The sequence below is a fragment of the Mycobacterium sp. NPDC050441 genome (genome assembly GCF_040655355.1).
In the GTDB taxonomy this organism is placed as follows: domain Bacteria; phylum Actinomycetota; class Actinomycetes; order Mycobacteriales; family Mycobacteriaceae; genus Mycobacterium.
On sequence record NZ_JBFAJS010000011.1, the window covers coordinates 173458 to 199384 of the forward strand.

The 25927-nt window shown below is 67.6% G+C and carries 23 protein-coding genes and 2 pseudogenes; 11 read left to right on the forward strand and 14 right to left on the reverse strand.

Annotated elements, in window-relative coordinates:
- The first annotated feature begins 41 nt into the window (after positions 1–41).
- Positions 42–1205, forward strand: coding sequence for a glycogen synthase (glgA, locus tag AB0I14_RS28065; RefSeq protein WP_358028911.1), 1164 nt, complete (start codon positions 42–44; stop codon positions 1203–1205).
- A 20-nt stretch (positions 1206–1225) separates the two neighbouring features.
- Here glgA and AB0I14_RS28070 read toward each other — a convergent pair whose 3' ends face one another.
- From AB0I14_RS28070 to AB0I14_RS28100, 7 genes are all read right to left on the reverse strand, one after another.
- Positions 1226–1393 (reverse strand): DUF3117 domain-containing protein, encoded by a 168-nt coding sequence (locus AB0I14_RS28070; RefSeq protein WP_003885506.1) that lies wholly within the window; start codon positions 1391–1393, stop codon positions 1226–1228.
- Positions 1394–1576: 183 nt separating this feature from the next.
- Positions 1577–2152 carry a DNA-3-methyladenine glycosylase I gene (locus AB0I14_RS28075; RefSeq protein ID WP_358028916.1) on the reverse strand — a complete coding sequence of 192 codons (576 nt, stop codon included), beginning with the start codon at positions 2150–2152 and terminating at the stop codon, positions 1577–1579.
- Complete coding sequence (locus AB0I14_RS28080) at positions 2149–2541, reverse strand: DivIVA domain-containing protein (RefSeq protein ID WP_358028919.1); 393 nt, start codon at positions 2539–2541, stop codon at positions 2149–2151. Before AB0I14_RS28080 ends, AB0I14_RS28075 begins: the two co-directional genes overlap by 4 nt.
- Positions 2542–2571: 30 nt before the next feature.
- Positions 2572–3483, reverse strand: coding sequence for a glucosyl-3-phosphoglycerate synthase (locus AB0I14_RS28085; RefSeq protein ID WP_358029059.1), 912 nt, complete (start codon positions 3481–3483; stop codon positions 2572–2574).
- Positions 3484–3518: 35 nt separating this feature from the next.
- Positions 3519–4343 carry a dihydropteroate synthase gene (gene folP, locus AB0I14_RS28090; RefSeq protein WP_358029062.1) on the reverse strand — a complete coding sequence of 275 codons (825 nt, stop codon included), beginning with the start codon at positions 4341–4343 and terminating at the stop codon, positions 3519–3521.
- Between the two features lie 162 nt (positions 4344–4505).
- The gene (fadD6, locus tag AB0I14_RS28095; protein WP_358028922.1) at positions 4506–6284 is read right to left on the reverse strand and encodes a long-chain-acyl-CoA synthetase FadD6; all 1779 of its coding nucleotides are present in this window, start codon (positions 6282–6284) and stop codon (positions 4506–4508) included.
- 93 nt (positions 6285–6377) lie between these two features.
- On the reverse strand, positions 6378–6938 hold the full coding sequence (locus tag AB0I14_RS28100; protein ID WP_358028925.1) for a TIGR00730 family Rossman fold protein: 561 nt from the start codon (positions 6936–6938) through the stop codon (positions 6378–6380).
- Between the two features lie 132 nt (positions 6939–7070).
- On the opposite strand from AB0I14_RS28100, the gene AB0I14_RS28105 reads away from it, so the two are divergent.
- From AB0I14_RS28105 to AB0I14_RS28120, 4 genes are all read left to right on the forward strand, one after another.
- On the forward strand, positions 7071–7760 hold the full coding sequence (locus AB0I14_RS28105) for a TetR/AcrR family transcriptional regulator C-terminal domain-containing protein (RefSeq protein ID WP_358028928.1): 690 nt from the start codon (positions 7071–7073) through the stop codon (positions 7758–7760).
- A 48-nt stretch (positions 7761–7808) separates the two neighbouring features.
- Complete coding sequence (locus AB0I14_RS28110; RefSeq protein ID WP_358028931.1) at positions 7809–8183, forward strand: anti-sigma factor antagonist; 375 nt, start codon at positions 7809–7811, stop codon at positions 8181–8183.
- A 10-nt stretch (positions 8184–8193) separates the two neighbouring features.
- Positions 8194–10266 (forward strand): AAA family ATPase, encoded by a 2073-nt coding sequence (locus AB0I14_RS28115; protein ID WP_358028934.1) that lies wholly within the window; start codon positions 8194–8196, stop codon positions 10264–10266.
- A gap of 119 nt (positions 10267–10385) precedes the next feature.
- On the forward strand, positions 10386–11279 hold the full coding sequence (locus tag AB0I14_RS28120; RefSeq protein ID WP_358028937.1) for a type VII secretion target: 894 nt from the start codon (positions 10386–10388) through the stop codon (positions 11277–11279).
- Here the strand turns inward: AB0I14_RS28120 and AB0I14_RS28125 are convergent.
- The 3 genes and pseudogenes from AB0I14_RS28125 to dapE all read right to left on the reverse strand — a co-directional run bounded on the left by AB0I14_RS28125 (position 11260) and on the right by dapE (position 14538).
- Positions 11260–12882 carry an ABC-F family ATP-binding cassette domain-containing protein gene (locus AB0I14_RS28125; RefSeq protein ID WP_358028939.1) on the reverse strand — a complete coding sequence of 541 codons (1623 nt, stop codon included), beginning with the start codon at positions 12880–12882 and terminating at the stop codon, positions 11260–11262. The two genes, AB0I14_RS28120 and AB0I14_RS28125, sit on opposite strands and share 20 nt — an antisense overlap.
- Positions 12883–13069: 187 nt before the next feature.
- Positions 13070–13432 (reverse strand): annotated as a pseudogene (locus tag AB0I14_RS28130) (RNA-binding S4 domain-containing protein); the annotation flags it as partial.
- Entirely contained in the window at positions 13429–14538 is a 1110-nt protein-coding gene (gene dapE, locus AB0I14_RS28135; protein ID WP_358028942.1) for a succinyl-diaminopimelate desuccinylase, read from the reverse strand. The pseudogene AB0I14_RS28130 and the gene dapE, both read right to left, overlap by 4 nt.
- Between dapE and dapD the strand changes: the two genes are divergently transcribed.
- A complete protein-coding gene (gene dapD, locus AB0I14_RS28140) occupies positions 14537–15505 on the forward strand; it encodes a 2,3,4,5-tetrahydropyridine-2,6-dicarboxylate N-succinyltransferase (RefSeq protein ID WP_358029065.1) in 969 nt (322 codons plus the stop codon). The genes dapE and dapD overlap by 2 nt on opposite strands.
- Before the next feature lie 657 nt (positions 15506–16162).
- On the opposite strand, the gene AB0I14_RS28145 is transcribed toward dapD, so the two are convergent.
- The gene (locus tag AB0I14_RS28145; RefSeq protein ID WP_358028945.1) at positions 16163–16510 is read right to left on the reverse strand and encodes a VOC family protein; all 348 of its coding nucleotides are present in this window, start codon (positions 16508–16510) and stop codon (positions 16163–16165) included.
- Positions 16501–17907, reverse strand: coding sequence for an acyl-CoA synthetase (locus tag AB0I14_RS28150; RefSeq protein ID WP_358028947.1), 1407 nt, complete (start codon positions 17905–17907; stop codon positions 16501–16503). The genes AB0I14_RS28145 and AB0I14_RS28150 overlap by 10 nt, the downstream gene beginning before the upstream one ends.
- Positions 17908–17985: 78 nt before the next feature.
- On the opposite strand from AB0I14_RS28150, the pseudogene AB0I14_RS28155 reads away from it, so the two are divergent.
- The 3 genes and pseudogenes from AB0I14_RS28155 to AB0I14_RS28165 form a co-directional block, all read left to right on the forward strand.
- Positions 17986–18462 (forward strand): annotated as a pseudogene (locus AB0I14_RS28155) (DUF309 domain-containing protein); the annotation flags it as partial.
- Positions 18454–19011: an NUDIX hydrolase gene (locus AB0I14_RS28160; RefSeq protein ID WP_358029068.1), complete on the forward strand. Its 558-nt coding sequence runs from the start codon at positions 18454–18456 to the stop codon at positions 19009–19011. The pseudogene AB0I14_RS28155 and the gene AB0I14_RS28160, both read left to right, overlap by 9 nt.
- Positions 19012–19045: 34 nt before the next feature.
- On the forward strand, positions 19046–20077 hold the full coding sequence (locus AB0I14_RS28165) for a 2OG-Fe(II) oxygenase family protein (protein ID WP_358028949.1): 1032 nt from the start codon (positions 19046–19048) through the stop codon (positions 20075–20077).
- A 9-nt stretch (positions 20078–20086) separates the two neighbouring features.
- Here AB0I14_RS28165 and AB0I14_RS28170 read toward each other — a convergent pair whose 3' ends face one another.
- On the reverse strand, positions 20087–21046 hold the full coding sequence (locus AB0I14_RS28170) for a proline dehydrogenase family protein (protein ID WP_358028951.1): 960 nt from the start codon (positions 21044–21046) through the stop codon (positions 20087–20089).
- A 1-nt stretch (position 21047) separates the two neighbouring features.
- Entirely contained in the window at positions 21048–22676 is a 1629-nt protein-coding gene (gene pruA, locus AB0I14_RS28175) for an L-glutamate gamma-semialdehyde dehydrogenase (RefSeq protein WP_358028953.1), read from the reverse strand.
- Between the two features lie 83 nt (positions 22677–22759).
- Between pruA and AB0I14_RS28180 the strand changes: the two genes are divergently transcribed.
- Together AB0I14_RS28180 and AB0I14_RS28185 are read left to right on the forward strand one after the other, a co-directional pair.
- The gene (locus AB0I14_RS28180) at positions 22760–24355 is read left to right on the forward strand and encodes a helix-turn-helix domain-containing protein (RefSeq protein WP_358028955.1); all 1596 of its coding nucleotides are present in this window, start codon (positions 22760–22762) and stop codon (positions 24353–24355) included.
- A gap of 82 nt (positions 24356–24437) precedes the next feature.
- Positions 24438–25922 carry a carotenoid oxygenase family protein gene (locus AB0I14_RS28185; protein WP_358028957.1) on the forward strand — a complete coding sequence of 495 codons (1485 nt, stop codon included), beginning with the start codon at positions 24438–24440 and terminating at the stop codon, positions 25920–25922.
- Positions 25923–25927 lie beyond the last annotated feature (5 nt).

Below are 25927 nucleotides of genomic sequence, written 5' to 3' on the forward strand. Positions count from 1 at the left end.
GCGCGTGGCTAGACCCGCCGAGACCTACTACCGTCTCGGATATGCGGGTGGCCATGATGACTCGGGAATATCCACCCGAGGTGTACGGCGGTGCCGGTGTGCATGTGACCGAACTCGTCGCACAGTTGCGTCAGCTTTGCGACGTCGACGTGCACTGCATGGGCGCCCCGCGTGACGGGGCGTTCGTGGCGCAGCCCGATCCCGCGCTGCGCGGTGCCAACCCGGCCCTGTCGACGCTGTCCGCGGACCTCAACATGGTCAACTCGGCCGAGGCGGCCACGGTGGTGCACTCGCACACCTGGTACGCCGGGATGGCCGGACATCTGACCGGGCTCCTCTACGGCATCCCCCACGTGCTGACCGCGCATTCCCTCGAGCCGATGCGGCCGTGGAAGGCTGAGCAACTCGGCGGGGGCTACCGGGTGTCCTCATGGGTGGAGCGCACCGCGATCGAGGCCGCCGACGCGGTGATCGCGGTGAGTTCCGGCATGCGTCACGACGTGCTGCGCACGTATCCGGCACTCGACCCAAGCCGGGTCCACGTGGTGCGCAACGGGATCGACACCGATGTCTGGTACCCGACTCCGCCGGCCGACACCGACTCGGTGCTCGCCGAACTCGGGGTAGACCTGAGTCGCCCGATCGTGGCGTTCGTCGGGCGCATCACCCGCCAGAAGGGCGTGGCCCATTTGGTGGCCGCGGCCCACCGGTTCAGCCCCGACGTGCAGCTGGTGTTGTGTGCCGGTGCCCCCGATACCCCCGAGATCGCTGCCGAGGTGTCCTCAGCGGTGGCCGAGCTGGCCCGGGCCCGTACCGGAGTGTTCTGGGTGCGCGAAATGCTGCCGATCAACAAGATCCGCGAAATACTCTCTGCTGCAACAGTTTTCGTATGCCCATCGGTGTACGAGCCGTTGGGTATCGTGAACTTGGAAGCGATGGCATGTTCGACGCCGGTGGTCGCCTCCGACGTCGGCGGTATCCCCGAGGTCGTCGCTGACCGACAGACCGGGCTACTCGTGCACTACGACGCCAGCGACCCGCGCTTCTTCGAGATGCGTCTGGCCGATGCGGTCAACTCACTCGTGGCCGAGCCGGAAACCGCCCGAAAGTACGGGGAGGCCGGGCGTCAACGCTGCATCGCCGAGTTCTCCTGGGCGCACATCGCTGAGCAGACCCTGGAGATATACCGCAAGGTGTCCGCTTGAGCGGACACCTTGCGAGTCGATCAGCTGGTGACGGCCTTGAGTTCGTCGCCCAGCGCAGCGGCCTCGTCGGGAGTCAGTTCGACAACGAGGCGCCCACCGCCTTCCAGCGGTACTCGCATAACGATTCCTCGCCCCTCTTTGGTTGCTTCCAGTGGACCGTCACCGGTCCGGGGCTTCATCGCCGCCATCGAGTGCTCCCTCCAACAGTGCCGACCCGCTTAAGCGGGCCAGGTTGTGGCCGAAGCCGCCCACTCGTTGGCGGCACCCGGCGTTGAACTGCTACTGAACTAGCCCTATTCTTCCTTATCCGCGGCGGTGGTTGTGCAAAGACCCGTCGGATACCGACCGAAGGCATGTTTTACCGGTCACAATTACTGCGTCGGCACCCAGCAGGCCGCGATATGGTCGTCGACCATCCCGGTGGCCTGCATCAACGCATATGCCGTGGTGGGGCCGACGAATTTGAAGCCCCGCCGCTTGAGTTCCTTGGCCATCGCGGTCGATTCCGGGGTCACGGCAGGCACTTGGTCCAGGTCAGCGGGCCGCGGCCGGGCCGGAGGGGCGAAGGACCACAACAGCTCGCTCAAGTCGACGTCCAGCTCGGTGACCGCCCTCGCATTGGCGACGGTCGCGACGATCTTGGCCCGGTTGCGCACGATGCCCGCGTCGGCCATCAACCGCTCGACATCTTCGTCGGTGTACTTCGCGACCCTGCCCGCCTCGAACCCGTCGAACGCCGCCCGGAAATTCTCCCGCTTGCGCAGAATGGTCAGCCAGCTCAACCCGCTCTGGAAGGCCTCCAGGCTGATCCGCTCGAACAACGCACCAGAATCCCGCAGGGGGACGCCCCACTCGGTGTCGTGATAGTCGCGATAGAGGGTGTCGCCGGCGGCTGCGCTACTCGATGAGACCGCCCAGCCGCAGCGGATGCGGCCATCGTCGGTCATGGCTCCTCCGAGGTGCGGACCTCACCTGCGGTGGCCGACACCTCCTCGTCGTCGGCGTCGGCCTCGTCATCGAAGTCCTCGTCGAAGTCCTCGGGCACACCGTAGGCCGCGCGCACCGTTGCCAGTTCCCCGCGCACCGCGTCGAGTTCGCGGCCCAGCCGATCCAGCACCCAGTCGACCTCGCTCGTCTTGTATCCGCGGACGACCTGGGCGAACTTGAGCGCATCCACATCGGCACCGGTCACGCCCGAGGCAGGCAGGACCGTGGCGGTGGTACCCCGCGGAAGCGGCGGCAGCGTCTCGCCCCGGCCGAAGATGACGCTGCCCAGACCGAACAGCACCGTGGCCACCAGAACCAGCACCACCAGGTACAGCAGTATCAGTGTCACGCCCTCGATACTGCCTCACGCATGCGACATCTAGCGCGGCCGCAGGGTCGCCATCGGCGGCCGGTCGGCCAGGGAGACCGACGACACCCGCGGGGTGAAGTCGTCACCGTCGGCGTAGAACTGCGTCAGCCCCACCCCGGAATCGGCAATCCCGCAGCGGGACAACAGGGTCGCGATGACCTGCCGGCTCATCGAGGCCAGCTCGGTGAGCGGGCGGTTGCGGTGGGCCCGGACCCCGAGGTTCACCTGGGCGATGGCGTCCAGGCCGAGGCGGTCGTAGGTGTCGACCAGCAGCCCGATCTCCACGCCGTAGCCGGGGGCGAACGGTACCGAGGTCAGCAGTTCGCGGGTGCCCGCGTACTCGCCGCCCAGCGGCTGCAGCACGCAGTTCAGCTCGGGCCGCAGCGAGGCCAGCAGCGGGCGTGCCACCAGCTCGGTGACCCGGCCACCGCCGTTGGCGTCCTCGGCGCCGCTGACCTTGAGCGGCCGCCGGTAGAACCCCTTGACCAGGTGCACACCGTCGGCGGTGAGCAGCGGACCGAGCAGTTTGGGGACGAACATCGGGTCGGGGTCGATCAGATCGGAGTCGACGAAGGCGATGATGTCGCCGGTCGTGGCGGCCAGCGACCGCCAGAGCACCTCACCCTTGCCCGGCTGCGGCGCGATCTCGGGCAGTGCCACCTCACGGCTGACGACTCGGGCCCCGGCGGCGACCGCACGGATCTCGGTGTCGTCGGTGGATCCCGAATCGAGCACGATCAGTTCGTCGACCAGTCCGCCGAGCAGCGGGGTGATGGTCTCGACGACGGAGGCGACGGTCTCTTCCTCGTTGAGGGCGGGCAGCACCACCGAGACGGTGCGGCCGGCCTTGGCGGCCTCGAGCTCGGCGATCGTCCAGCTCGGCCGGTTCCAGCTGTGGTCGGTCAGCCAGCGGTGGCCGATAACGCCGTCGACGAAAGACAGATCAGGCAGAGCGGTCATGCCAGTCCCCTCACTGTTCGTGCGGGTGCCCGCACTCCCTGGATCGACGCGACCATCTCCAGCACGCGCCGTGTGGGTCCGACCTCATGTACCCGGAACATGGCGGCTCCATCCGCGGCGGCCAATGCCGTCGCGGCCAGGGTGCCCTCCAGGCGTTCGGTCAGATCCACACCCAGAGTCTCCCCGACAAAATCCTTGTTGCTCAGTGCCATCAGCACAGGCCATCCGGTCTTAACAAGATCTTTTACGTGACGCAACAAACTAAGACCGTGATGAGTGTTTTTACCGAAATCATGGGTCGGATCGATCAAGATCCGGTCGCGTGGCACACCCGTTGCTACCGCTCGTTCGGCCGCGGCGGTCACTTCGGCGATGACGTCGTCGACGACGCCGCGTTCGGTGATCCCGTAGTTCACCCGGAACGGCCGGGTGCGCGGCACGGCGCCGCCGGTATGTGAGCACACCAGACCGGCACCGAATTCGGCCGCCACCTCGGGCAGACCCGGATCCGCGCCGGCCCAGGTGTCGTTGATCAGATCGGCCCCGGCCGCACAGGCCTGTTTGGCCACCGCCGCACGCCAGGTGTCGACGCTGATCAACTGGTCGGGGTAGCTGCTGCGCAGCCATTCGATGAACGGCACGACACGGGCGATTTCTTCGTCGGCGTCGACCATGCTGCCCGGGCCGGCCTTTACTCCGCCCACGTCGATGACGTCGGCGCCCTCATCGATCACACGCTGCGCCGCGGTCTTGGCGGCGTCGTCGGTGAAGGTGGCGCCGCGGTCGTAGAACGAGTCCGGCGTCCGGTTGACGATCGCCATGATCAGCGCACGGTCACCCGCGACCGGGCGCCCGCAGAACAGGCCATTGCTCGTCGACAACACGCCTCCATAGTGCCTGGTGCGGCATCCGCCGCGAATTTCTACCTCTGGGTCGTGCCCCGACGCGATCGGTGACCCGGAAGTAGAAATCGGCACGCCTACTTACCTGGGCCGCTTACCGGCCGTCACTTCGTCGGCGTATTCGGGGTAGAAGGGCACGTAGCCTTCCTCGCGGCCGGCCAGCACATACAGCGGGTCCTTGACGTCGGCGCCGTAGCCCTGCTTGCGCAGGTCGACCTTCTGGCTCTTGAACGTCGAGGTGTGCGCCAGTTCGGAGACGACGCGGACGAAAAGCGGCACGGCGTAGGACGGCAGGTGGCTATAGAACGCGTCGGCGACCTCTTTGCCGTCGAACTCGTGGTCGGCCTTGAGCTGCAGAGCAGCCATGCCGGCGCGGCCGCCTGCACCGGGCACCTCCACCCCGAACACCGTGCACTCGTCGACGGCCGGGTGCCCGGCGAGCGCGGCCTCGACCTCGGTGGTGGCCACGTTCTCGCCCTTCCACCGGAATGTGTCACCGAGCCGATCGGCGAATGCGGCGTGGCCCAGGCCCTGGGAGCGCATCAGGTCGCCGGTGTTGAACCAGACGTCGCCTTCCTTGAAGGCGTTGCGGACCAGCTTCTTCTCGCTGGCGGCTTTGTCGGTGTAGCCGTCGAACGGCTGCATTGCGTTGATCTTGGACAGCATCAGGCCCGGCTCGCCGCGCTTGACCTTGCGCAACCGGCCGTCGGCGCCGCGGGCGGGTTCGCCGCTGTCGGCGTCATATTCGACGAAGGCGACGGGGCTCGGGCAGATGCCGGTGGACTTCGACACGTTGAAGACGTTGACGAAGGCGGTGTTGCCCTCGCTGGCGGCGTAGAACTCGCACACCCGCGGGATGCCGAACCGCTGGGTGAACTCGTCCCAGATGGCCGGGCGCAGTCCGTTGCCGACGATGACGCGAACCTTGTGCGCGCGGTCGGTCGGCTTGGGCGGCTGGTTGAGCAGGTAACCGCAGATCTCGCCGATGTAGACGAAGGCGGTCGCGCCGTAGGAGATGACCTCGTCCCAGAAGCGGGATGCCGAGAACGACTTGCCCAGGGCCAGCGCAGCACCCGAGTTCAGCGCCGAACCGACCGAGACGGTCAGGGCGTTGTTGTGGTAGAGCGGCAGGCAGCAGTACAGGGTGTCATCGCTGCGCAGGCGCAGCCCCAGGCCGCCGAACCCACCCAGTGCGCGCAGCCAGCGGTAGTGCGTCATGACGCTGGCCTTGGGCATGCCGGTGGTGCCCGAGGTGAAGATGTAGAAGGCCTTGTCCTTCGCCAGGACCGCCGACGCGCTGGCCGGGTTGGTGGTGGGCGCGGTGGCCGCCAGCCGACGCAGCTCCTCGACAGTGATCAGTCCGTTGACCTCGGCGCCGCATTCGGTGATGTGCTCGATCAGATCGGATTCGGCCACGACTGCCGCGGCGTTGAGCAGCCCGATGCTGTGGGCCAGCACCTTGCCGCGCTGGTGGTAGTTGAGCATGCCTGCGACGGCGCCGCACTTGACGACCGCCAGCATCAGCAGAACGGCATCGGGCGAGTTTCGCAGCATCACCCCGACCACGTCGCCGTGGCCGACGCCTTTGGCGGCGAGGACGGCCGCATACCGGTTGACCGTCTCGTTGGCCTCGCGGTAGGTGATGCGCTCATCGCCGAACTTGAGGAAAACCCGGTCGGCGTACTGGGCGGCCCGCTCCTGGAAGACCTTGCCGATCGACGTCTTGGCGGTCGGACGGGCCATCATTCCGGTGACGACACCCCGCACGATGACCGGCGCATCCATCAGCAGACCGGGTACCTGGCTGGCGAGGTCGAGTAGGCCGACGCTGCTCCTGGTGCCCGATTTCTGGTCGGTCATGCGGTGTCCCCCTGCGCGTTGTTATGGGTCTCGAGATGGCTCTCGTGTGGCCAACACCATAGCCGCGCCTGGTAACCGCCGTTACCGCCGGTTCTAGGTAACCGGCTCGCACGCCTCGAGCGCGGCGGCGACCTCGTCGACCACGACCAACCGATCCAGGGCCGCCTCGCTCACGTAACCGGAGGCGACGAGCCCGCGCAACCAGTTCAACAATCCGTCGTAGTGGCCGAACGGGTCGAGCAGCACCACCGGCTTCTCGTGCATCCCGAGGTAGCCCGCCGTCCAGGCCTCGAAGAACTCCTCCAGCGTGCCGATGCCGCCGGGTAGCGCGATGAACGCGTCGGAGCGGTCCTCCATCTCCTTCTTGCGCGCCCGCATGGTGTCGGTGACCACCAGTTCAGCGGCGTCCACGTCGGCGAGCTCGCGGTGAACGAGCGCCTTGGGGATCACGCCGACCGTGCGGCCGTTGCTGGAGCGCGCCGCCCGCGCCACCGCACCCATGGCCGAGACATTGCCGCCGCCGGAGACCAACGTCCATCCGCGCTTGGCGATCGCCACTCCAACCTCACTGGCCAAGGCCAGCAGCTCGGGATGGGTGGGACCCGAGGCGCAATAGACACACACCGCAAACTCGCGGTCAGATTCACCGGACACGCACACAACCTAGAGGGTGCTGGTGAACCGCCGATGTCGGGTGGGCGATGTCCGTTGGGTGATGGACTCAGCCCACCCCCGCGGGGAGACTGAACGGAACTCCGAGGGCGATCCTGGTGACTGAAGGCGGCGATGACTGACTACGACGATCAACCGGCACGGTTGAGCCGCGAGTTCATCCTGGACACTGCGATCGAGCTGATCGATCGCGAAGGTCTGACCAAGCTGACCATGCGACGGCTGGGCACGGCCTGCGGTGTCGAAGCCATGGCGCTGTACCGCTATGTGCACAGCCGGGGCGACCTCCTGACCGGCGTGGTCAACCACATCGTGGACCGCCTCTACGCCGATCAGCTCGCCGCGCGCCGGCAGGAGGACGGTTGGCAGGACTTCCTGCTGCGGCTGGGTCACGGTGTGCGGCAGATCGCCCTTGACCATCCCGAGGTGTTCCCTCTGGTGGCGACCGAGGCGCCGGAGGCCCCCTGGGTGCGGCCGCCACTGCGCAGCCTGCGCTGGATGGAGACCTTCCTGGAGACGCTGATCTCCTACGGGTTCGACGATGACGCGGCCGTGGCTGCCTACCGCACGTACACCACGTTCCTGGTGGGGCAGTTGCTGCTCGAGGTGTCGGCACGTGGGGTCAGGCTCAGCCCCGACGAAGCGGCTCTCAACGACGAGCCGCGGCCCGATACGTCCCTGGCCGACTACCCGAACCTGCGTCGGCTCCAGCCGATGCTGGCCGAGGATCACAGCACCGATGAGTTCGAGGAAGCGTTGGAGGCCCTGCTCGACCGCATCGAAACCTGGCTGAACAGGCATTGAGCAGCGCTGTTTACAACGTAAACCGATCCGGTTATGCTCGATTGCACCGTGGAATCGAACCAGCACGATCATGAGCTGCACTGGATAGCTCACACCGCACCCGAAGGCCTCGTCGTTCAGGTCTTCGGACAGGTCGATGCCCACAACGAATCGACCTGGGAACGCATGCTCGGCGAGTCCGCCGGCGCCGCTCCCGAGAATTCCTTGCTCATCGTCGACGGCGGTTCCCTGGATTTCATGAGCTGCGGGGCGCTGGTCGCCCTGGCCAAGCAGGCCGTCGACAGCCGCCAGCAAGGAGTCATCGTGCGGCTCGTCACCGCACAGTCGAGCATCCGACGAATCATCGCTGAATGCGGTATGGACGACGCGATCTCGGCGCACCCGGATGTCGATTCGGCGTTGAAAGGCGACTGCCCACCATAGGATTCGGTGGATGGCTGTCGACTGGGTGATCGCACCGCGTGACCGCGCGCTCGACGGCCTGGAGGCGGGCCTGCACGAGCGTTGCGGCGCCGCATTACTGGGCCCAGCCGGGGTGGGCAAGACATCAGTGGCCCGGACCGCGGCCGAACACCTCGCGCCGGATTTCCGTCGCGTCCTGTGGATCACCGGCACGGAATCGGCTGCGGCAGTTCCGTTTGCGGCGGTCGCGCACCTGATCGACATCCCCTCGGCGGGCAGGACCGCCGACGTGATGCGCGCCGCGCGTGAGGCGCTCGGATCCGAGTTGTTGATGGTCGTCGACGACGCGCACCTGCTGGACCGCTTGTCGGCGGCGCTCGTGTACCAACTCACCGTGAGCGGCGCGGCCAAACTCATCGTGACCGCGTCCGCAGAGGCGCCCAATGACGTCGCGGCGTTGTGGGGCGACCGGCTGGTGAACCGTGTCGAGATGTCGCCACCGGGCCACGATGACGCCCGGTTGGCCGATCAGGTCGACACGTTTCTCGCCGACCTGCCCGACGACGTGGCCGTGGTCCTGCGACAGCTGGCGGTGCACGATCCGCTGCCACTCACCGATCTGACGGCACTGACCAGCGCCGATGCCGTGCAGGCGGCCCAACTTAGCGGTGTTGTCCGCGTCGACGACGACCTGGTGCACTGCGTGCATCCACTGTTCTTGAGCGCCATGCGGGCCACCATCGGCGGGCCCGGCCTGCGGCGGCTGCGCAATACGGTGGTCGAGCGGTTGTCCACAGCGCCACGGCCCGGCGTCGTGGACCGATTACGGGTGGCGGTGCTGGCCCTCGACAGCGACGTGTCCCTGCCCGTAGACGAACTCGTCGGCGCGGCCGGCGAGGCGCTGCGGTTGGGCGACCTGGAGTTGAGCGAACGGCTGGCGCGGGCCGCGACAGCGTCCGGTGGTGAATTCACGGGACTGCTGACTTTGGCGTACGCGTTGGCCTGGCAAGGCCGCGGCCGCGAGGCCGATGCGGTGTTGGGACAGATAGACCCGGCCGGCCTGTCGGAGGACCAACTGATGGCGTGGGCGCTGCCGCAGGCGGCCAATCAGTTCTGGATGCTGTCAGAACCCGAGCGCGCCACGGCGTTCTTGAGGGCCACCCGCCGACGGGTGTCGACACCGAGGGCCCAGACCACGCTCGACGCGTTGGCGGCGACCTTTGCGATGAATGCCGGTGCGCCGCAACGTGCTTTGGGGCTGGCGCTTGAGGTGCTGGCCTCCCCCGCGGCCGATGACACCGCGGTCGGCTGGGCGGGGTCGACGGCGGCGCTGAGTTGCGCGCGCCTCGGCGCCTTCGACCGGGTGGACCCGATGGCGGAGCGCGCACTGGCCGCAGGGCATCCGGGCCTGCTGCGGTTCACCAGCGGGTTCGGCCAAACCACGGCGCTCCTGATGACCGGCCAGCTGGACCGCGCCGAGGATCTGGCTCAGCGGATCACCGATTTCACCCAACTGCTGCAGCCCGGCCGCGCCGTCGGCGAGGTGCTGATGGCTGACGTGCTGCTGGTGCGCGGTCAGTTCGACGAGGCGATTGCCTTGTTACGCAAGGCAACTGCCGCGTTGGCACCGACCGGATATTCGTGGGGCCCGCTGGCCTGGATGCTGTTGGCCCAGGCGCTCGGGCAACGGGGCATGCCGGTCGAAGCCGGAAAGGCACTGTCCCGCGCGGAATCCCGGCACGGGCTCAAGTCGATGCTGTTCGCGCCGGAGCTGGCCCTGGCCCGGGCCTGGACCTGCAATGCCCGCAAGGATTCGGTGGGTGCGGTGACCGCGGCCCGCGAGGCCGCCAAAGCCGCTGAGCGCGGCGAACAATCCGCGGTGATGCTTCGGGCCTTGCACGACGGCGTCCGATTGGGTGATACCCGCGTCGGCGACGCACTGGCCAGGGCGGATCTGGATTGCGCGTTCGGGCAGCTGACGTTGGACCATGCGCGTGCGCTGGCCGCCGGGGATGGCGCGGCGTTGCAAGACGTCTCGGCTCGGTACCGCGACGTCGGGATGCTCGCGGCCGCCGGGGACGCGGAACGCCAGGCTTCTACGTGAGTGGCATCGATGGACGGACGCAGGTCGCAGGACGAGGGACCGACGAATCGCCGCGCAGCAGCCACCGAGACCGGACGTAGAATGCGCTGTTAGACCGCACGGATCTTCCAGGGGGCTCGATGAACCAGTTCGTCGCCAACACGGGCGCCATCACCGGCCTGCAGGGGGTCGTCGGCAGCGTCAGTGACGACATGAACAACTTCAAGAATGCGTTCTCGGGTCCATCGGATCTCGCATCGAGCCACGGCCCCATCGGATCTTTTGTGCAGGGCGCATCCTCTGGCGCCATGTCATCCCGGGATGGCGCCCTCGGTGCCACCCAGGTGGCCGCCGGCAGGATGGCCGATTTGCTCGGCCAGGCGTCGAAGGCCTACGAGCGTGGCGATCTGGCCGCCGCCGAGCGGCTCAAGGCTCAGGCCGATGCGCTCGGCGGAAGCTCCTCGGCGTCCGGAGCCGGCGGGGGCAGTGCTCCAGCAGCAGGCGGTGGCGGCGCCGACGGTGCGGGCCAGATGATGGGCCAATTCAGCCAGATGGCCGGGCAGATGATGCAGTCGGTCACTCAACCACTGCAAGGCCTGACCCAGGCCGCGACACAGGTTCCCCAGCAGGTCATGCAGGGAGTGCAAGGCATCGTCGAAGCCGCCACCCAGGCGGCCGGAGGCGGCGGTGACGCTGCGGCCACGGCGGCCGACGTCGGCGGGGCGGGGACCGAGGACGCCATCAAGGCCAACGCCGCCGGCCATCAGGGGCCCGGGGACGGCCAGGGTGACGGCTCCGACGGCGGCCCGGCGGATCCGCACGACGGCAAGCACGACGGCAAAGACGACAAGAACGACGCCGAGCACCGCAAACACGACGGTGAGCCCGACCGCCGGGCCGAGGCCGGCGCCAGCGCCGTCGGGCACAACGAACGACTGGGCGATCGAGCCGCGGCCGGTGTGCAGTCGGAGGACGGCTATGGCGTCGGCGTGGTACCGACCCAGGTCCACAACATCAACCCGCGGCGGCAGTAGCGCTCAACTCACCGCCGTCCAGCCGCAGCCAGCGGTCGATGCCGATCGCCTCCAGGAACCGTTCGTCGTGGCTGACCACCACGAAAGCCCCCCGGTAGGCGTCCAGCGCCGATTCCAGCTGCCCGACGCTGACCAGATCGAGGTTGTTGGTCGGCTCGTCCAACAGCAGTAGCTGAGGCGCGGGTTCGGCGTAGAGCACGCAGGCGAGCGTCGCCCGCAGCCGCTCCCCTCCCGACAATGCCCCGACCGGCAGATGGATGCGGTCGCCGCGAAACAGGAACTGCGCCAACAGATGCATGCGCCGCGTGTGCGACAGGCTCGGGGCGGCCGCAGCCAGACTCTCGGCCACCGTACGGTCCTCGGCCAGTAGATCCAGCCGCTGCGACAGGGAGGCGATGCGCCCGTCGACCCGTTGCACCGTGCCGGAGTCGGGTTCCAGCGCGCCGTCGATGATCCGCAGCAGGGTCGATTTGCCCGCCCCGTTGGGGCCGATCAGGGCGATGCGCTCCGGACCGCGAATGGACAGACCAATACCGTTGTCGGCGAACAGTTTCTGTCCGCCTCGGCTGATCTGCAGCCCGTCTCCGGCGAACAGCGTTCGTCCAGCGGGCACCACGGTGTCGGGTAGCTCAAGTGCGATCACTTTGTCATCACGCAACATTCGTTCGGCTTCGTCGAGCCGGTTGCGCGCGTCACCAACACGTTTGGCATGCACGTCATCGGCGCGGGCCGCCGATTCCTGCGCATCGCGCTTGAGCTTGCCGGCCACGATCTTCGGCAACCCGGCATCCTTGACGTTGCGTGCCGCGTTGGACGAACGTCGAGCGGCCCGCTCACGCGCCTCCTGCATCTGCCGCTTCTCGCGCTTCAGCTGCTGTTCGGCGTTGCGGATATTGCCCTCGGCCACCGCCTGCGCCGCCCCCACGGTTTCCTGGTACGCGGTGAAATTGCCTCCGTAGAAGATCATTTCACCGCGGTACAGCTCGGCGATCTGATCCATCCGGTCCAGCAGCACCCGGTCATGGCTGACCACCAGCAGGCACCCGGTGTAGCTGTCGAGCGCGTCATACAGGCGGTGCCGGGCGTCGCTGTCGAGGTTGTTGGTGGGTTCGTCGAGCAGGAGAACGCCGGGCCGCTTCAGCAGTTGGGCCGCCAGCCCCAGCGACACCACCTCCCCGCCGGACAAGGTGCCCAACCGGCGGTCCAGAGCCAGGTCGTCAAGCCCAAGCCGGTCCAACTGGGCACGCGAGCGTTCCTCGATGTCCCAGTCATCGCCGATGGTGGTGAACACCTCCTCGCTGGCGTCACCGGCGGCCAAGGCTGCCAATGCATCGAGCACCGGGGAAATCCCCAGCACCGCAGCCACGGTGAGATCGGCAGTGAACGGCAGACTTTGGGGCAGATAGCCTACGGCGCCGTCGGCCGTCACCGAGCCTGATGAGGGTCGATACTCCCCGGCAATCAGCTTGAGCAGCGTGCTCTTTCCGGCGCCGTTGGGTGCCACCAGCCCGGTGCGGACGGGGCCGATGGAAAATGACAGGTCCGAGAACAGTTCGATGTCATCGGGCCAGGAGAACGACAAATGGGAAAAGACGATAGACATGCTGGTACTCCAAGGTGATGCGGGCAACAGGCACCGCATAGTGGGACAGGAATGCAGAACGAAGAGCCGGGATTACCCGGAGATGACCTCTTCGTTGTCCTTGGATCCCAGCATGTTTTCGGCCCACCTCGGTTGACAGCAGATGCGATACCCATAGTACGCACGCATGCAACCCATTTCCGGTTCAGAACGTTTCGCGCAGCCGATCCAGTTGACGCCGTTCACGTTTCGTCGGCCTTCCGGCACCTCGATCGCGGACCGGAACCGCCGCCACGATCTCCTTGGGCGGCGGTGGCGGGCTGCGGTCGATCAGGCACTCGGAGGCCACCGGGGGCCCAACGCGTTTGGCGATCGGGCGGATGACCTCCACGATCCGTTCGCGTCCGTCCAACCGGACCCGCACCTCGTCGCCCGGGCTCACGTGTTGGGCCGGTTTGGCGGGCACGTTGTTGACCCGGACGTGTCCGCCGCGGCAGGCGGCCGCAGCCGCGGACCGGGTCTTGGTGATCCGCACGGCCCAGATCCAGCTGTCGACGCGGACGGTGCTCACGTCAGGTAGCGCCGCAGCATGTCGGTGGTCGCCGTGATCGCGGCTACGTCCACCCGCTCGTCGACCTTGTGCGCGAGGTTGGGGTCACCCGGCCCGTAGTTGACCGCGGGAATCCCCAGCGCGGCGAACCGCGACACGTCGGTCCAGCCGTACTTGGCGCGAACCTGTCCCCCGGCGGCGGCCACCAGCGCGGCCGCGGCGGGTTTGGCCAGCCCGGGCAGGGCGCCTTCGGCAGCGTCGGTCAGTTCGATGTCGACGTCCAGGCCGTCGAACACCTCGTGCACGTGGGCGACGGCCTGCTCGACGCTGCGGTCGGGCGCGAATCGGAAGTTGACGGTCACCGATGCGGCGTCGGGGATGACGTTGCCGGCGATGCCACCGTCGATACGGACCGCCGACAACCCTTCCCGGTACACGCAGCCATCGATGTCGACGTTGCGAGGCCGATACGCCGTGAGCCGGTCCAGAACAGCGCCGAGCTTGTGAATCGCGTTGTCGCCCAGCCACGATCGCGCGGAATGGGCGCGGGTGCCGGCGGCGCCGACGACGACGCGGATGGTGCCCTGGCAGCCCGCCTCGATGAAGCCGCCGGAAGGTTCGCCGAGGATCGCGACGTCGGCCTGGAGCCAGTCCGGCAGCTCGCGTTCGATGCGGCCGAGCCCGTTGGCGCTGGACTCGATCTCCTCGCAGTCGTACATCACCAGGGTGATGTCGTGGCTGGGCTCGGCGATCGTGGCGGCCAGGTGCAGGAACACCGCGTCACCCGACTTCATGTCCGAGGTGCCGCAGCCCCACATCTCGCCGTTCTTGATGTGGCTGGGCAGGTTGTCGGCAGCGGGCACGGTGTCGGTGTGCCCGGCCAGCAGTACTCGCGACGGGCGGCCCAGGTCGGTACGGGCCAGGACTGCGTCGCCGTTGCGGACCACCTCGAACCACGGCGCCTGCGCGCGCAGCGCAGCTTCGATCTCGTCGGCGATGCGCTGCTCATGACGTGACTCGCTGGGGATGTCCACCAAGGCAGCGGTCAGCGCGATCGGATCGGCAGTCAAATCCAGCGATGAGCCGCTTGCGCGAAGAGCCGAAGAGTGCGCCACAGTCCTCGACATTAGTCCAGTACCGTGTAGCAACGTGACTGCAGCATCTGGCGTCGGCCTGGCCACCATCACCGCCGACGGGACCGTCCTGGACACCTGGTTTCCCGCCCCTGAGCTGAGCGCCTCCGGCGAGGCCGGCACGGTGAAGCTGACGGGTGACGACATCCCCGCCGATTTCGCGAGCCTGACCGGCCCCGATACCGACCGTGGTGTCGAGGTGGTGGCAGTACGCACCACGATCACCGACCTTGCAGACAAGCCCGCCGACACGCACGATGTCTGGCTGCGCCTTCACCTGCTGTCGCACCGTCTGGTCGCGCCCCACGGCGCCAACCTGGACGGCATCTTCGGCCTCCTGACCAACGTGGTGTGGACCAACTTCGGCCCCTGCGCGGTCGACGGCTTCGAGAGCGTCCGGGCCAAGCTGCGTCGTCGTGGCACCGTCGCCGTCTACGGCGTCGACAAGTTCCCCCGCATGGTCGACTACGTGCTGCCGTCGGGCGTCCGGATCGCCGACGCCGACCGCGTCCGCCTGGGAGCGCACCTGGCTGCGGGGACGACGGTCATGCACGAGGGCTTCGTGAACTTCAACGCCGGCACCCTGGGCACCTCGATGGTGGAGGGCCGGATCTCGGCGGGTGTGGTGGTCGATGACGGCTCCGACATCGGTGGCGGCGCGTCGATCATGGGCACGCTCTCCGGTGGCGGCAAGGAGGTGATCTCGGTGGGCAAGCGCTGCCTGCTGGGCGCCAACGCGGGCCTCGGCATCTCACTCGGCGATGACTGCGTTATCGAGGCCGGGCTCTATGTCACCGGCGGCACCAAGGTCACCACGGCGGACGGCCAGACCACGAAGGCCGTCGAGCTTTCCGGGGCCAACAACCTGCTGTTCCGCCGCAACTCGCTCTCGGGCGCGGTCGAGGTAGTCAAGCGTGACGGCACCGGCATCACGCTCAACGAGGCGCTGCACGCCAACTAGATTTCCCCGCCGAACGTCGGCTTGTGTGTCACTATTCGCGAAAAGGTGACACACGAGCCAACATTCGGCACATCAAAACGGCTCAGGTGCACGGGATCCCGTGCGGGCCACCGATCCAGTGACCGGGCGGGGATTGCCAGGGGCACCATTTCTTGACCTGTCCGGGCGGGCCCAAGTTGACGCCTGGATTCCAGTCGACCCAACCCGGGCCCGGAATCCACGGAATGTTCGGGCCGTGACCGGGATCAGCCTGCGCTGACGCCGCTCCCAGTCCCAGGGATCCAGCGCCGAGCGCACATGCAATGAATGCCGTTCCAGCGGCTCTCTTCAGATTCATGTGGAGTCTCCTCCTTACCCGCCTCCCCGACCCTCGACTTCAGCCAAAGGCGTCGACGTGCAGTACCAGGACTCAAGGTTGACATCACCGATCGGCGGGCCAACCCACGCCCTTGCATGTCCCACCATACGCCTCACGGTATTCGACGCTGGATCGCCAACTCCCGGACTAGGCAGCTCCCATACGGGTACCGCCGCTTGAGTTTTGACGCGTGTGTTACCTGCAGCGGGTCAGGTTGCGGACAGCTCGAGTGGGTGTGCGCACAATGCTGCAGGTCTGCGGCGCGTTGACCAGCAGACACGCACTCTCGCGGAGATGAATTACTCGGCGGCGAGCACGCAGAACTCGTTGCCCTCAGGGTCTGCCAATACCACCCAGGTCTCCTCGCCCTGCCCGACGTCGACGTGGCGAGCACCCAGGGCGATCAACCGGTCCACCTCGGCCCGCTGATCATCGGGGGTGAAATCCGGGTGCAGACGGTTCTTGACTACCTTGTCCTCTGGCACGGCCGTGAACAACCAGGTCGGGCCGGCACCCGGCGGCGGGGTCAGCAGGACATCTCCCTCAGCGTCGGTGTGCCGGGGCCAGCCGAGCACCTGCGACCACCACGCTCCCAACGCTTCGGGATCGTGCGCGTCAATGCAGATCTCCGAAAATCTCAGTCCCATTGCGCCAGTTCCTTTTTCATCACCTTACCCATGGCGTTGCGTGGCAGGCTGTCCACCAACCGCACTTCCCGGGGCCTCTTGTGTGCTGAAAGTTGTTGGGCGACAAACTCGATCAGAGCCCCGGGGGCAGCGTTGCCGACGACGAACGCGACGATGCGCTGCCCGAGATCATCGTCGGGCATCCCGACCACGGCGACCTCGTCGACACCGTCATGACCCAGCAGCACGGTCTCGATCTCACCGGCACCGATGCGGTACCCGCCGGATTTGATCAGATCCACCGACTCGCGTCCGACGATGCGGTGCATGCCGTCGGCGTCGACCACCGCGACGTCGCCGGTGCGGTACCAGCCGTCGGGATCGAAGGCGTCGGCGGTGGCCTCGGGCCGGTTGAGGTAGCCCTCGAACACCATGGGGCCCTTGATCTGTAGCCGTCCGATGGTCTCGCCATCGTGCGGCACCGGGGCGCCGTCGTCGTCGACGAGGCGGGTCTGCACCCCGGCCAGCGGCAGCCCGACCCAGCCGGGCCTGCGTTCACCGTCGACCCGGGTGCTCAGCGTGATCAGCGATTCGGTGCTGCCGTAGCGCTCCACGGGCGCACGTCCGGTCAGCCGCACCAACTCGTCGAACACGGGTACCGGCAGGGGCGCACTGCCGGAGACCAGCAGCCGCGCCGTCGACAGGGCCAGCGCGGAGTCGAGATCCTTGACCATCCGCGACCACACCGTCGGCACCCCGAAGTACAACGTGCCCTGCGCCTGTGCGTACGCGGCCGGTGTCGGTTTCCCGGTGTGTACGAAGCGGTTTCCGATCCGCAGCGAGCCGAGCAGGCCCAGCACCAGACCGTGCACGTGGAACAGCGGGAGGCCGTGCACCAGGGTGTCGTCGGCGGTCCACTGCCACGCCGCGGCCAGCGCGTCGATGTCGTCGGCGATGGCCCGGCGGCTCATCGGCACGCCCTTGGGCGCCCCGGTGGTCCCGGAGGTGTACATGATGATCGCGGTGGAATTCGGCGGCGGCTCGGGATAGCGGTGCCAGGACCGGGCGTGCAGCCGCACCGGGATGTGCGGCAGTCCCTCGGCCTCCTCGGGCCGTTCCCCCAGCCAGGCCTGGGCTCCGGAGTCGGCGAGGATGTGCCGACGCTCTGCCGTGCCGACGTCGGCGGGTACCGGGACCACCGGCACGCCGGCGATCAGGCATCCGATGATGGCGAGGACCGTCGTCGGGGTCGGTGTCGCCAGGACGGCGACACGCTGCGCGACAGCGACGCGCTCGGCCACCGACGTGGCGGCGCCGACGAGATCACTGCGGCTCAACACGGCACCGTCGATGGAAACGGCGTCGGCGAGCTCGGCGCCGGCGGCGACGGCCGCGGGGTTCAGGGAGGCCAGCAACACTCTTGTGAGGCTACCGGCGTGCCGCCCGGTGATCCCACGCACTCGACAGGATGCGAAGTTGGCGCGAGGCTGGTGCCCATGGGCACAGCTGGACGCGACCGCGACGACTCCGGCCGGCCGCGCAGCACTCGCCCGCGTGACGCACTTGGCCGGCCGTTGCCCTACGGCAGTGACGGCGTCGCACGCATTCCCGACGACCTGGATCTCCCTCCGGGTGAAACTCTGGTCTACGCCCAGGATCTGCTCGACCGAGGTCAGGCGTTCAGCGCGCACGAAGTGCTCGAAGCGGCGTGGAAGAACGGCCCGGAGCACGAACGTGAGCTCTGGCAGGGGCTGGCACAGCTGGCGGTGGGCATCACCCATGTGCAACGCGGCAACCGGACTGGTGCCGCGGCCCTGTTGAGGCGGGCGTCGGCGCGGCTTGCCCTCGTCAACCGACCGGCGCCGTACGGCGTCGACGTAGTGCGTCTGGTCGACTTCGCCGCCACCCTCGCCGACGATATCGAGAACGCCGATGACATCGCGTCAACGCGATTACGTACCCGCCTGACGGCCACCATCCAACAGACCGCGACGCGCGAGGTGTACCGGAACAACTGGTTGACGCTGCGCGAGGATGCGATCGTCCGGCCCGACGGCAGCACCGGCGTCTACGCCGTGGTGGACAAGCCGACGTACGCCCTGGTGATTCCGTACGACGCCGATCGGGATCGGTTCCACCTCGTCGAACAGTTCCGGTACCCGCTGGGGCTGCGTCGCTGGGAGTTCCCGCAGGGCACCGCACCCGAACAAGAACACCTGGACCCGACTGCACTGGCCCACCGCGAGCTCCGTGAGGAGACCGGCCTGCGTGCGGCGAGCATGCAACGGCTCGGCCAGCTCGACGTGGCTGCCGGAATGAGCAGTCAGCGGGGCTGGGTGTTCCTGGCGACGGGTCTCACCGAAGGTGAGCACGAACGCGAGCACGAGGAACAGGACATGCACAGCGCGTGGTTCTCACGCGCGGAACTGGACCAGATGATCCGGGACGGCGAGATCACCGATGCCCAGTCGATCGCCGCGTTGGCATTTCTGCTGTTGCGCGAGAGCGGGATTCATCATTGACATCAACTTAGGTTGAGGTTCTAGCGTCGAGCGCGTGAGTCAACCAGAGGTGATAGTCGACCAAGTTGTCCTCCGAGACGGCTTCGTCCCATTGATCGATATCAGCAGTGCGCGCAATGGCGACACGCGCCAACGTCAGGCGGTGGCCGATGCCATCGGCCGGTGCTGCGAAAGCAGCGGGTTTCTCCTGCTTGCCGGCCATGGAGTGCCCGATGCCGTGATCGACGATGTCAATCGCGCGCTGCGCGAGTTCTTCTCGCTCCCGCAGGCGGTCAAGGAGCAGCTGAGGGCGGATCCCGCTGATCCGCTGGCCCGCGGGTTCAGCAGCGCAGGCAACCTCGCGGCCACCAACGACGGAGCCGATCACGCGGCCGAGCACGAATCACCTGACCGCGTCGAGAAATTCGTGTACATCCCGCTCGGCAACCCGGAGGGGTTCGACGGGCCCGGATGGACCGATGAACGCGTGCCCGTCGCCGAACGCTGGCCCGAGGCGCCGGGATTCCGCACCGCCTACCAACGCTATTACGACGAGATGGCAGCGCTTGCCACCGAACTGGCGCGACTATTCGCATTGGCCCTGGGCCTGCGCGAGGACTGGTTCGATACCTTCATCGACCGGCACAACTCCAACCTGATGGCCAACCACTACCCTGCTGACGATCAACCGGCGGGCCACATCCGACTGAGCCGGCACAGCGACTGGGGCAACCTCACGATCCTGCTGCAGGACGAATCCCAGAGCGGACTACAGGTTCGGGGCGATCGCGGCGAGTGGCTCGACGTTCCTGTGGTTCCGGGCTCCTTCGTCATCAACATCGGTGACCTGCTGGCCAGGTGGACCAACGACCGGTGGGTCAGCACCGTGCACCGCGTCGTGAGCACGGGAGCACCCACTGCCGAGCGGTTCAGTCTCCCGTTCTTCCACCAGCCCAACTACGACGCCGTCATCGAGTGCATTCCCACCTGCGCCACAACCGACAGTCCACCGAAGTATGAGCCGGTGGTGTCAGGGCCGTATCTGCTCAACAAGTTCAAGGTCGCCTACGACCTGAGTCCCGGCTGAGGTTGGGGCTCAGCGCCGCTCGGCCAGGGCCCGCAGGAAAAACGTCAGGTTGGCCGGACGCTCGGCCAGCCGCCGCACGAAGTAGCCGTACCACTCGTTGCCGAACGGTACGTACACCCGCACATGGTTGCCCGCCTCGGCGAGCCGGCGTTGTTCGGCATCGCGGATGTTGTAGAGCATCTGATACTCGAAACCGTCCACGCCGCGGCCGAATTCGTCGGCAAGCGCCGGTACCGCCTCGATGACCTCCGGGTCATGTGAGGCCACCATCGGGTAGCCCGACCCGGCCATCAGCACCCGCAGGCATCGCAGGTAGGAGTCGGTGACCTCCGCCGCGTCGCGGTATGCCACCGCGGCGGGTTCGTCGTAGGCGCCCTTGCACAGCCTGATCCGGGCTCCGGATGCGGCGAACTCACGGCAGTCGGCCTCGGTCCGGTGCAGGTAGGCCTGCAGAACTGTTCCCAGCCAGTCGAATTCGGTCCGAAGGTCCCGCACGATCGACAGGGTCGAGTCGGTCGTGGTGTGATCCTCGGCGTCCACGGTCACCCATGCCCCCACTTCGCGGGCCTTGGCGCAGATGGTGTGCGCGTTCTCGTAGGCGATCTTCTCGCCATCGCGGGGCAATGCCTGCCCGAGCGCGGAGAGTTTGAGTGACACCTCCAGCGGCCGCACTGCCGCATCGACGTCACCTCGGCGCGCCAATCCGTCGAGCAGCGCCAGGTAGGCCTGCACGGTGCGTTCGGCATCGTCGTTGCTGGTGGTGTCCTCGCCGAGGTAGTCGACGCTGACGAAGCGGCCCGAATCCCGCAGCGCACCAACGGTGTCGAGCGCCTCGGGTACGGTCTCCCCCGCCACGAAACGGTCCACCACCTTGCGGGTGATCGGGAGGTGTTCGGCCGTGTGGCGCAGCCGCGGCGAGTGCGAGGCGGCCAGGATCGCCGGGCGGGCAACCCGCTGAAACACACCCATCTCAGGCCTCCATGTGCGGGTAGGTGTGGTTGGTGGGCGGCACGAACGTCTCCTTGATGGAGCGGGCCGAAGTCCAGCGCAACAGATTCAACGCGGAGCCGGCCTTGTCGTTGGTGCCCGAGGCCCGAGATCCGCCGAAGGGCTGCTGGCCGACGACGGCGCCGGTCGGTTTGTCGTTGACGTAGAAGTTGCCTGCCGCGTTGCGTAACCGGTCTTGGGCAGTCAGTACCGCGGCGCGGTCGTCGGCGATCACCGCACCCGTCAAGGCGTAGCGGGCGCCGGTGTCGACGACGTCGAGGATGCGTTCGTACTCCGCGTCGGGGTAGACGTGCACGGCCAGGATCGGTCCGAAGTACTCGGTGGAGAAGGCCTCGTCGGTCGGGTCGTCGGAGAGCAGGACGGTGGGCCGCACGAAATAGCCTTCGCTGTCGTCATATTCGCCGCCGGCGGCGATGGTGACGCCTGCGGCGCCCTTCGCCCGCTCGATCGCCGCGACGTTCTTGGCGTAGGAGCGTTCGTCGATCACGGCGCCGCCGTAGTTGGTCAGGTCGGTGACATCGCCATATTTCAGTTCCGAAGTGGCCGAGAGGAAATCGTCGCCCATCTGGTGCCATACCGAGCGCGGGATGAAGGCCCGCGAGGCGGCCGAGCATTTCTGCCCCTGGTAGTCGAAGGCACCGCGAATCAGGGCGGTGCGCAGGACATCTGGGCGGGCCGAGGAGTGTGCGACGACGAAATCCTTGCCGCCGGTCTCGCCGACCAGTCGTGGATAGGTGTGGTAGCGGTCGATGTTCGCACCCACTTCACGCCACAGGTGCTGGAAGGTGGCGGTCGATCCGGTGAAGTGGATGCCGGCCAGTCGCGGATCTGCCAGTGCCACATCGGACACCGCGATCCCGTCGCCGGCGACGAGGTTGATCACCCCGGGTGGCAGCCCGGCGGCCTCGAGCAGCTGCATGGTCAGGTAGGCCGCGAAGGTCTGGGTGGGCGAGGGTTTCCACACCACGGTGTTGCCCATCAGTGCGGGCGCGGTGGGCAGGTTGCCGGCGATCGCGGTGAAGTTGAACGGCGTGATGGCGTAGACGAAGCCTTCGAGCGGCCGGTGGTCGGTGCGGTTCCAGATGCCGGGGCTGCTGATGGGCTGCTGCGCCAGGATCTGGCGGGCGAACTCGACGTTGAATCGCCAGAAGTCGATCAGCTCGCAGGGGGCGTCGATCTCGGCCTGGTAGGCGCTCTTGGACTGGCCGAGCATGGTGGCCGCGGCGATCTTCGCCCGCCACGGTCCGGACAGCAGGTCGGCCGCGCGCAGGAACACCGCGGCGCGTTCGTCGAACGGCATCCGGGCCCAGTCGTTCTTGGCGGCCAGCGCGGCGTCGACGGCCGCACTGGCATCGGAGTGTTCGGCGTTGGTCAGGGTGCCCAGCTTCGCGCTGTGGCGATGCGGTTGCACGACGTCGATGCGCGCGCCGCCGCCCATCGTGTGCTTGCCGCCGATGACGTGCGGCAGGTCGATCGGGGCGCCGGCAAGCTCGCCGAGCGCGGTGGTGAGCCGGGCACGTTCCCCCGAGCCCGGTGCGTAGTCGTGAACCGGCTCGTTGGCCGGCGAGGGCACGTCGGTGATGGCATCCATGAGTCAAGAATCCCCGACGTGACCCACGTAACACTTGTCTGATTCGACAAGCCTGACCACATGTATCAGTAGAATCAGACAATGTGAGCACCACCGGTGTCAGCCTGGGCCAACTGCTGTTGGCGCTGGATGCCACGCTGGTCCGGCTGGTTCAGGCGCCTCGCGGCCTGGATCTGCCGGTGGCCTCGGCTGCGCTGATCGATTCCGATGACGTGCGTCTGGGCCTGGCCCCGTCCGCGGGCGCCGCCGACGTGTTCTTCCTGCTCGGGGTCTCCGAGGCCGACGCGTTGAGCTGGGTCGAGCAGCAGACCGCGCGCCGGGTGCCCGCTGCAATCTTCATCAAGGAGCCGTCGGGCGCCGTCGTCGAACGTGCGGTGGCGGCAGGCACCGCGGTGGTGGCCGTCGATCCGCGCGCCAGGTGGGAGCGGCTGTACCGGTTGGTCAACCATGTCTTCGAGCACCACAGTGACGGCGCGCTGCACGATTCGGGCACCGACCTTTTCGGCCTGGCCCAGTCCGTGGCCGAACGCACGCACGGCATGGTCAGCATCGAGGATGCCCAATCACACGTCTTGGCGTATTCGGCCTCCAGCGACGAGGCCGATGAGCTGCGCCGGTTGTCGATTCTCGGCCGGGCGGGCCCGCCGGAGCATCTGGCCTGGATCGCCCAGTGGGGCATCTTCGACGCGCTGCGGTCGCGGCCGGAGGCGGTGCGGGTGGCCGAGCGGCCCGAGCTGGGGTTGCGCCCCCGACTGGCGATCGGCATCTTCGCACCCACGGTCGACGAGCGGCGGGCAGCGGCCTTCGTCGGCACCATCTGGGTGCAACAGGGCAGCCGCCCGCTGGCTGAGGATGCCGACGAGGTGCTGCGCGGTGCCGCCGTGCTGGCCGCGCGCATCATGGCCCGGCTGGCCGCGGCGCCGTCGACACATGCCGTACGGGTGCAGGAACTGTTGGGGTTGGGCGAGGCCGGGGCTCCGGTCGAGGTGGAGTTGATCGCCCGGGAACTCGGGGTGGCCACCGACGGCCGGGCCGCGGTGATCGGTTTCAGCGGCTGGGCCACGGCATCCGGCCCCGGAGGGGCCCAGGGCACGCGGCTGGCTGATGTCCTGGCGTTGAGCGCCAGCGCTTTTCGCCATGACGCACAGATGGCCTCGATGGGGTCACGGGTGTATGTGTTGTTGCCCAGCACCGGCAAGGCGGTGACGTCGTGGGTACGGGGCACCGTGGCGTCGCTGCGCACCGAGTTGGGGCTGCAGCTACACGCGGTGATCGCCAGCCCGGTGGCCGGGTTGTCCGGCGCAGCGGCGGCCCGCGCCGACGTGGACCGGGTGCTCGACACCGCCGAGCGCCACCCCGGAACCCTGGGCGCGGTCACCTCACTGGCCGAGGCGCGCACCACGGTGCTGCTCGACGAGATCGTCACCGCCATCGCCGCCGACGAACGGCTGATCGATCCGCGCGTGCGGACGCTGCGGGCCGACGAACCGGTGCTCGCCGAAACTTTGGGCGTGTATCTGGATTGCTTCGGTGATGTCGCCGCGGCGGCACAGCATCTGCACGTGCACCCCAACACCGTGCGCTACCGGATTCGCCGGGTCGAGCAACTGCTCGGGGCCTCACTCAACGATGCCGATGTGCGACTGCTGCTCTCGTTGAGCCTGCGCGCCACGGCGTGATTCCCCTGTCCACCATTCGGTTGACAGACGAATCAGTCGTGAAGTCGTCGCGCGGAAGCGACCGAAGCGGCACCGTAGGGGTATGACTACCGAAGCGGTTCAGCAGGAATCCGAACATCCGTTTCTGAGCGGGAACTTCGCACCGGTGCATGACGAGGTCACCGTCACCGACCTCAAGGTCACCGGAACCATTCCGGAGTATCTCGACGGACGCTATCTGCGCACCGGACCCAACCCGTTGCGGGCTCCCGATCCGCAGCACCATCACTGGTTCCTGGGCGACGGCATGGCGCACGGGATCCGGCTGCGCGACGGCGCGGCGACCTGGTACCGGAACCGCTGGGTACGGTCGGCGTCGGTGGCCCGTCAACTCGGTGAGAAATGGGCCGGCGGCGCGCACGCCGGCGGATTCGATTTCCCGGCCAACACCAACATCATCGGCCATGCCGGCAAGACGCTGGTGATCACCGAGGCCGGTGCGCGGCCGTATGAGCTCACCGAGGAACTCGACACGGTGGGGCCGTCCGATTTCTGCGGCACCCTGTTCGGCGGCTTCACCGCGCACCCCAAGCACGATCCGAAAACCGGTGAGCTGCACGCCGTCTCGTACAATCCGCTGCGCGGCAACCTGGTGAGTTACTCAGTCACCGGCGTGGACGGCAGGGTCCGGCGCACCGTCGACATCGCTTTGCCCGCGCACACGATGATGCACGATTTCACCCTGACCGAGAAGTACGTCGTGATCTATGACCTGCCGGTCCTGCTGGACCTGACGACCATGGTCAAGAGCGCCCCGGCGCGGGCCGCGGCGCGACTGCTGACCGGATTCGCCGCCCGGCACGCGGCTCCGGACTTCGTGTTGCGTGCGGCGATGCGCGGATCCGAACGCGCTGCGCTTCCGACGACGTCGATGCCCTACCGGTGGGCACCGGAGCATGGTGCCCGTATCGGGGTGCTGCCGCGTGAGGGTTCAGCCGCCGACATCCGGTGGTTCGACGTGGCTCCGTGCTACGTGTTCCACGCCCTCAACGGGTACGACCAGACCGGGCCCGACGGCGAGCAGATCGTGCTCGATGTCGTGCGGCACCCCGCGGTGTTCACCACCGGGGACCGGCTGTTCACCGACTCGATCACGTTGGACCGCTGGACCATCGACCTTCGCACCGGCCAGGTGCACGAGCAGCGGCTCGACGACTCTGCCCAGGAGTTCCCGCGCGTCGACGATCGACTCACCGGCCTGCCGCACCGGTACGGCTACACCGTCAGCCTTCCAGCGGAACCGGACGCGGCACCGGCCACCATCCTGCGCCACGACGTGCGCGACGGCAAAGCCGAGCGGATCGGCTTCGGGCCCGGACGCGAACCCGGCGAGTTCGTTTTCGTCCCGTCCGGACCGGACGCCGACGAGAACGATGGCGTGGTAATGGGTTTCGTCTACGACCGTGCCGAGAACCGCAGCGATCTGGTGCTGCTCGATGCCGCCAGCCTGGCACCCGTTGCGACCGTGCATATTCCGGTCCGGGTTCCGCACGGCTTCCACGGCAATTGGGTGGCGTCGGACCGTTAGCATCG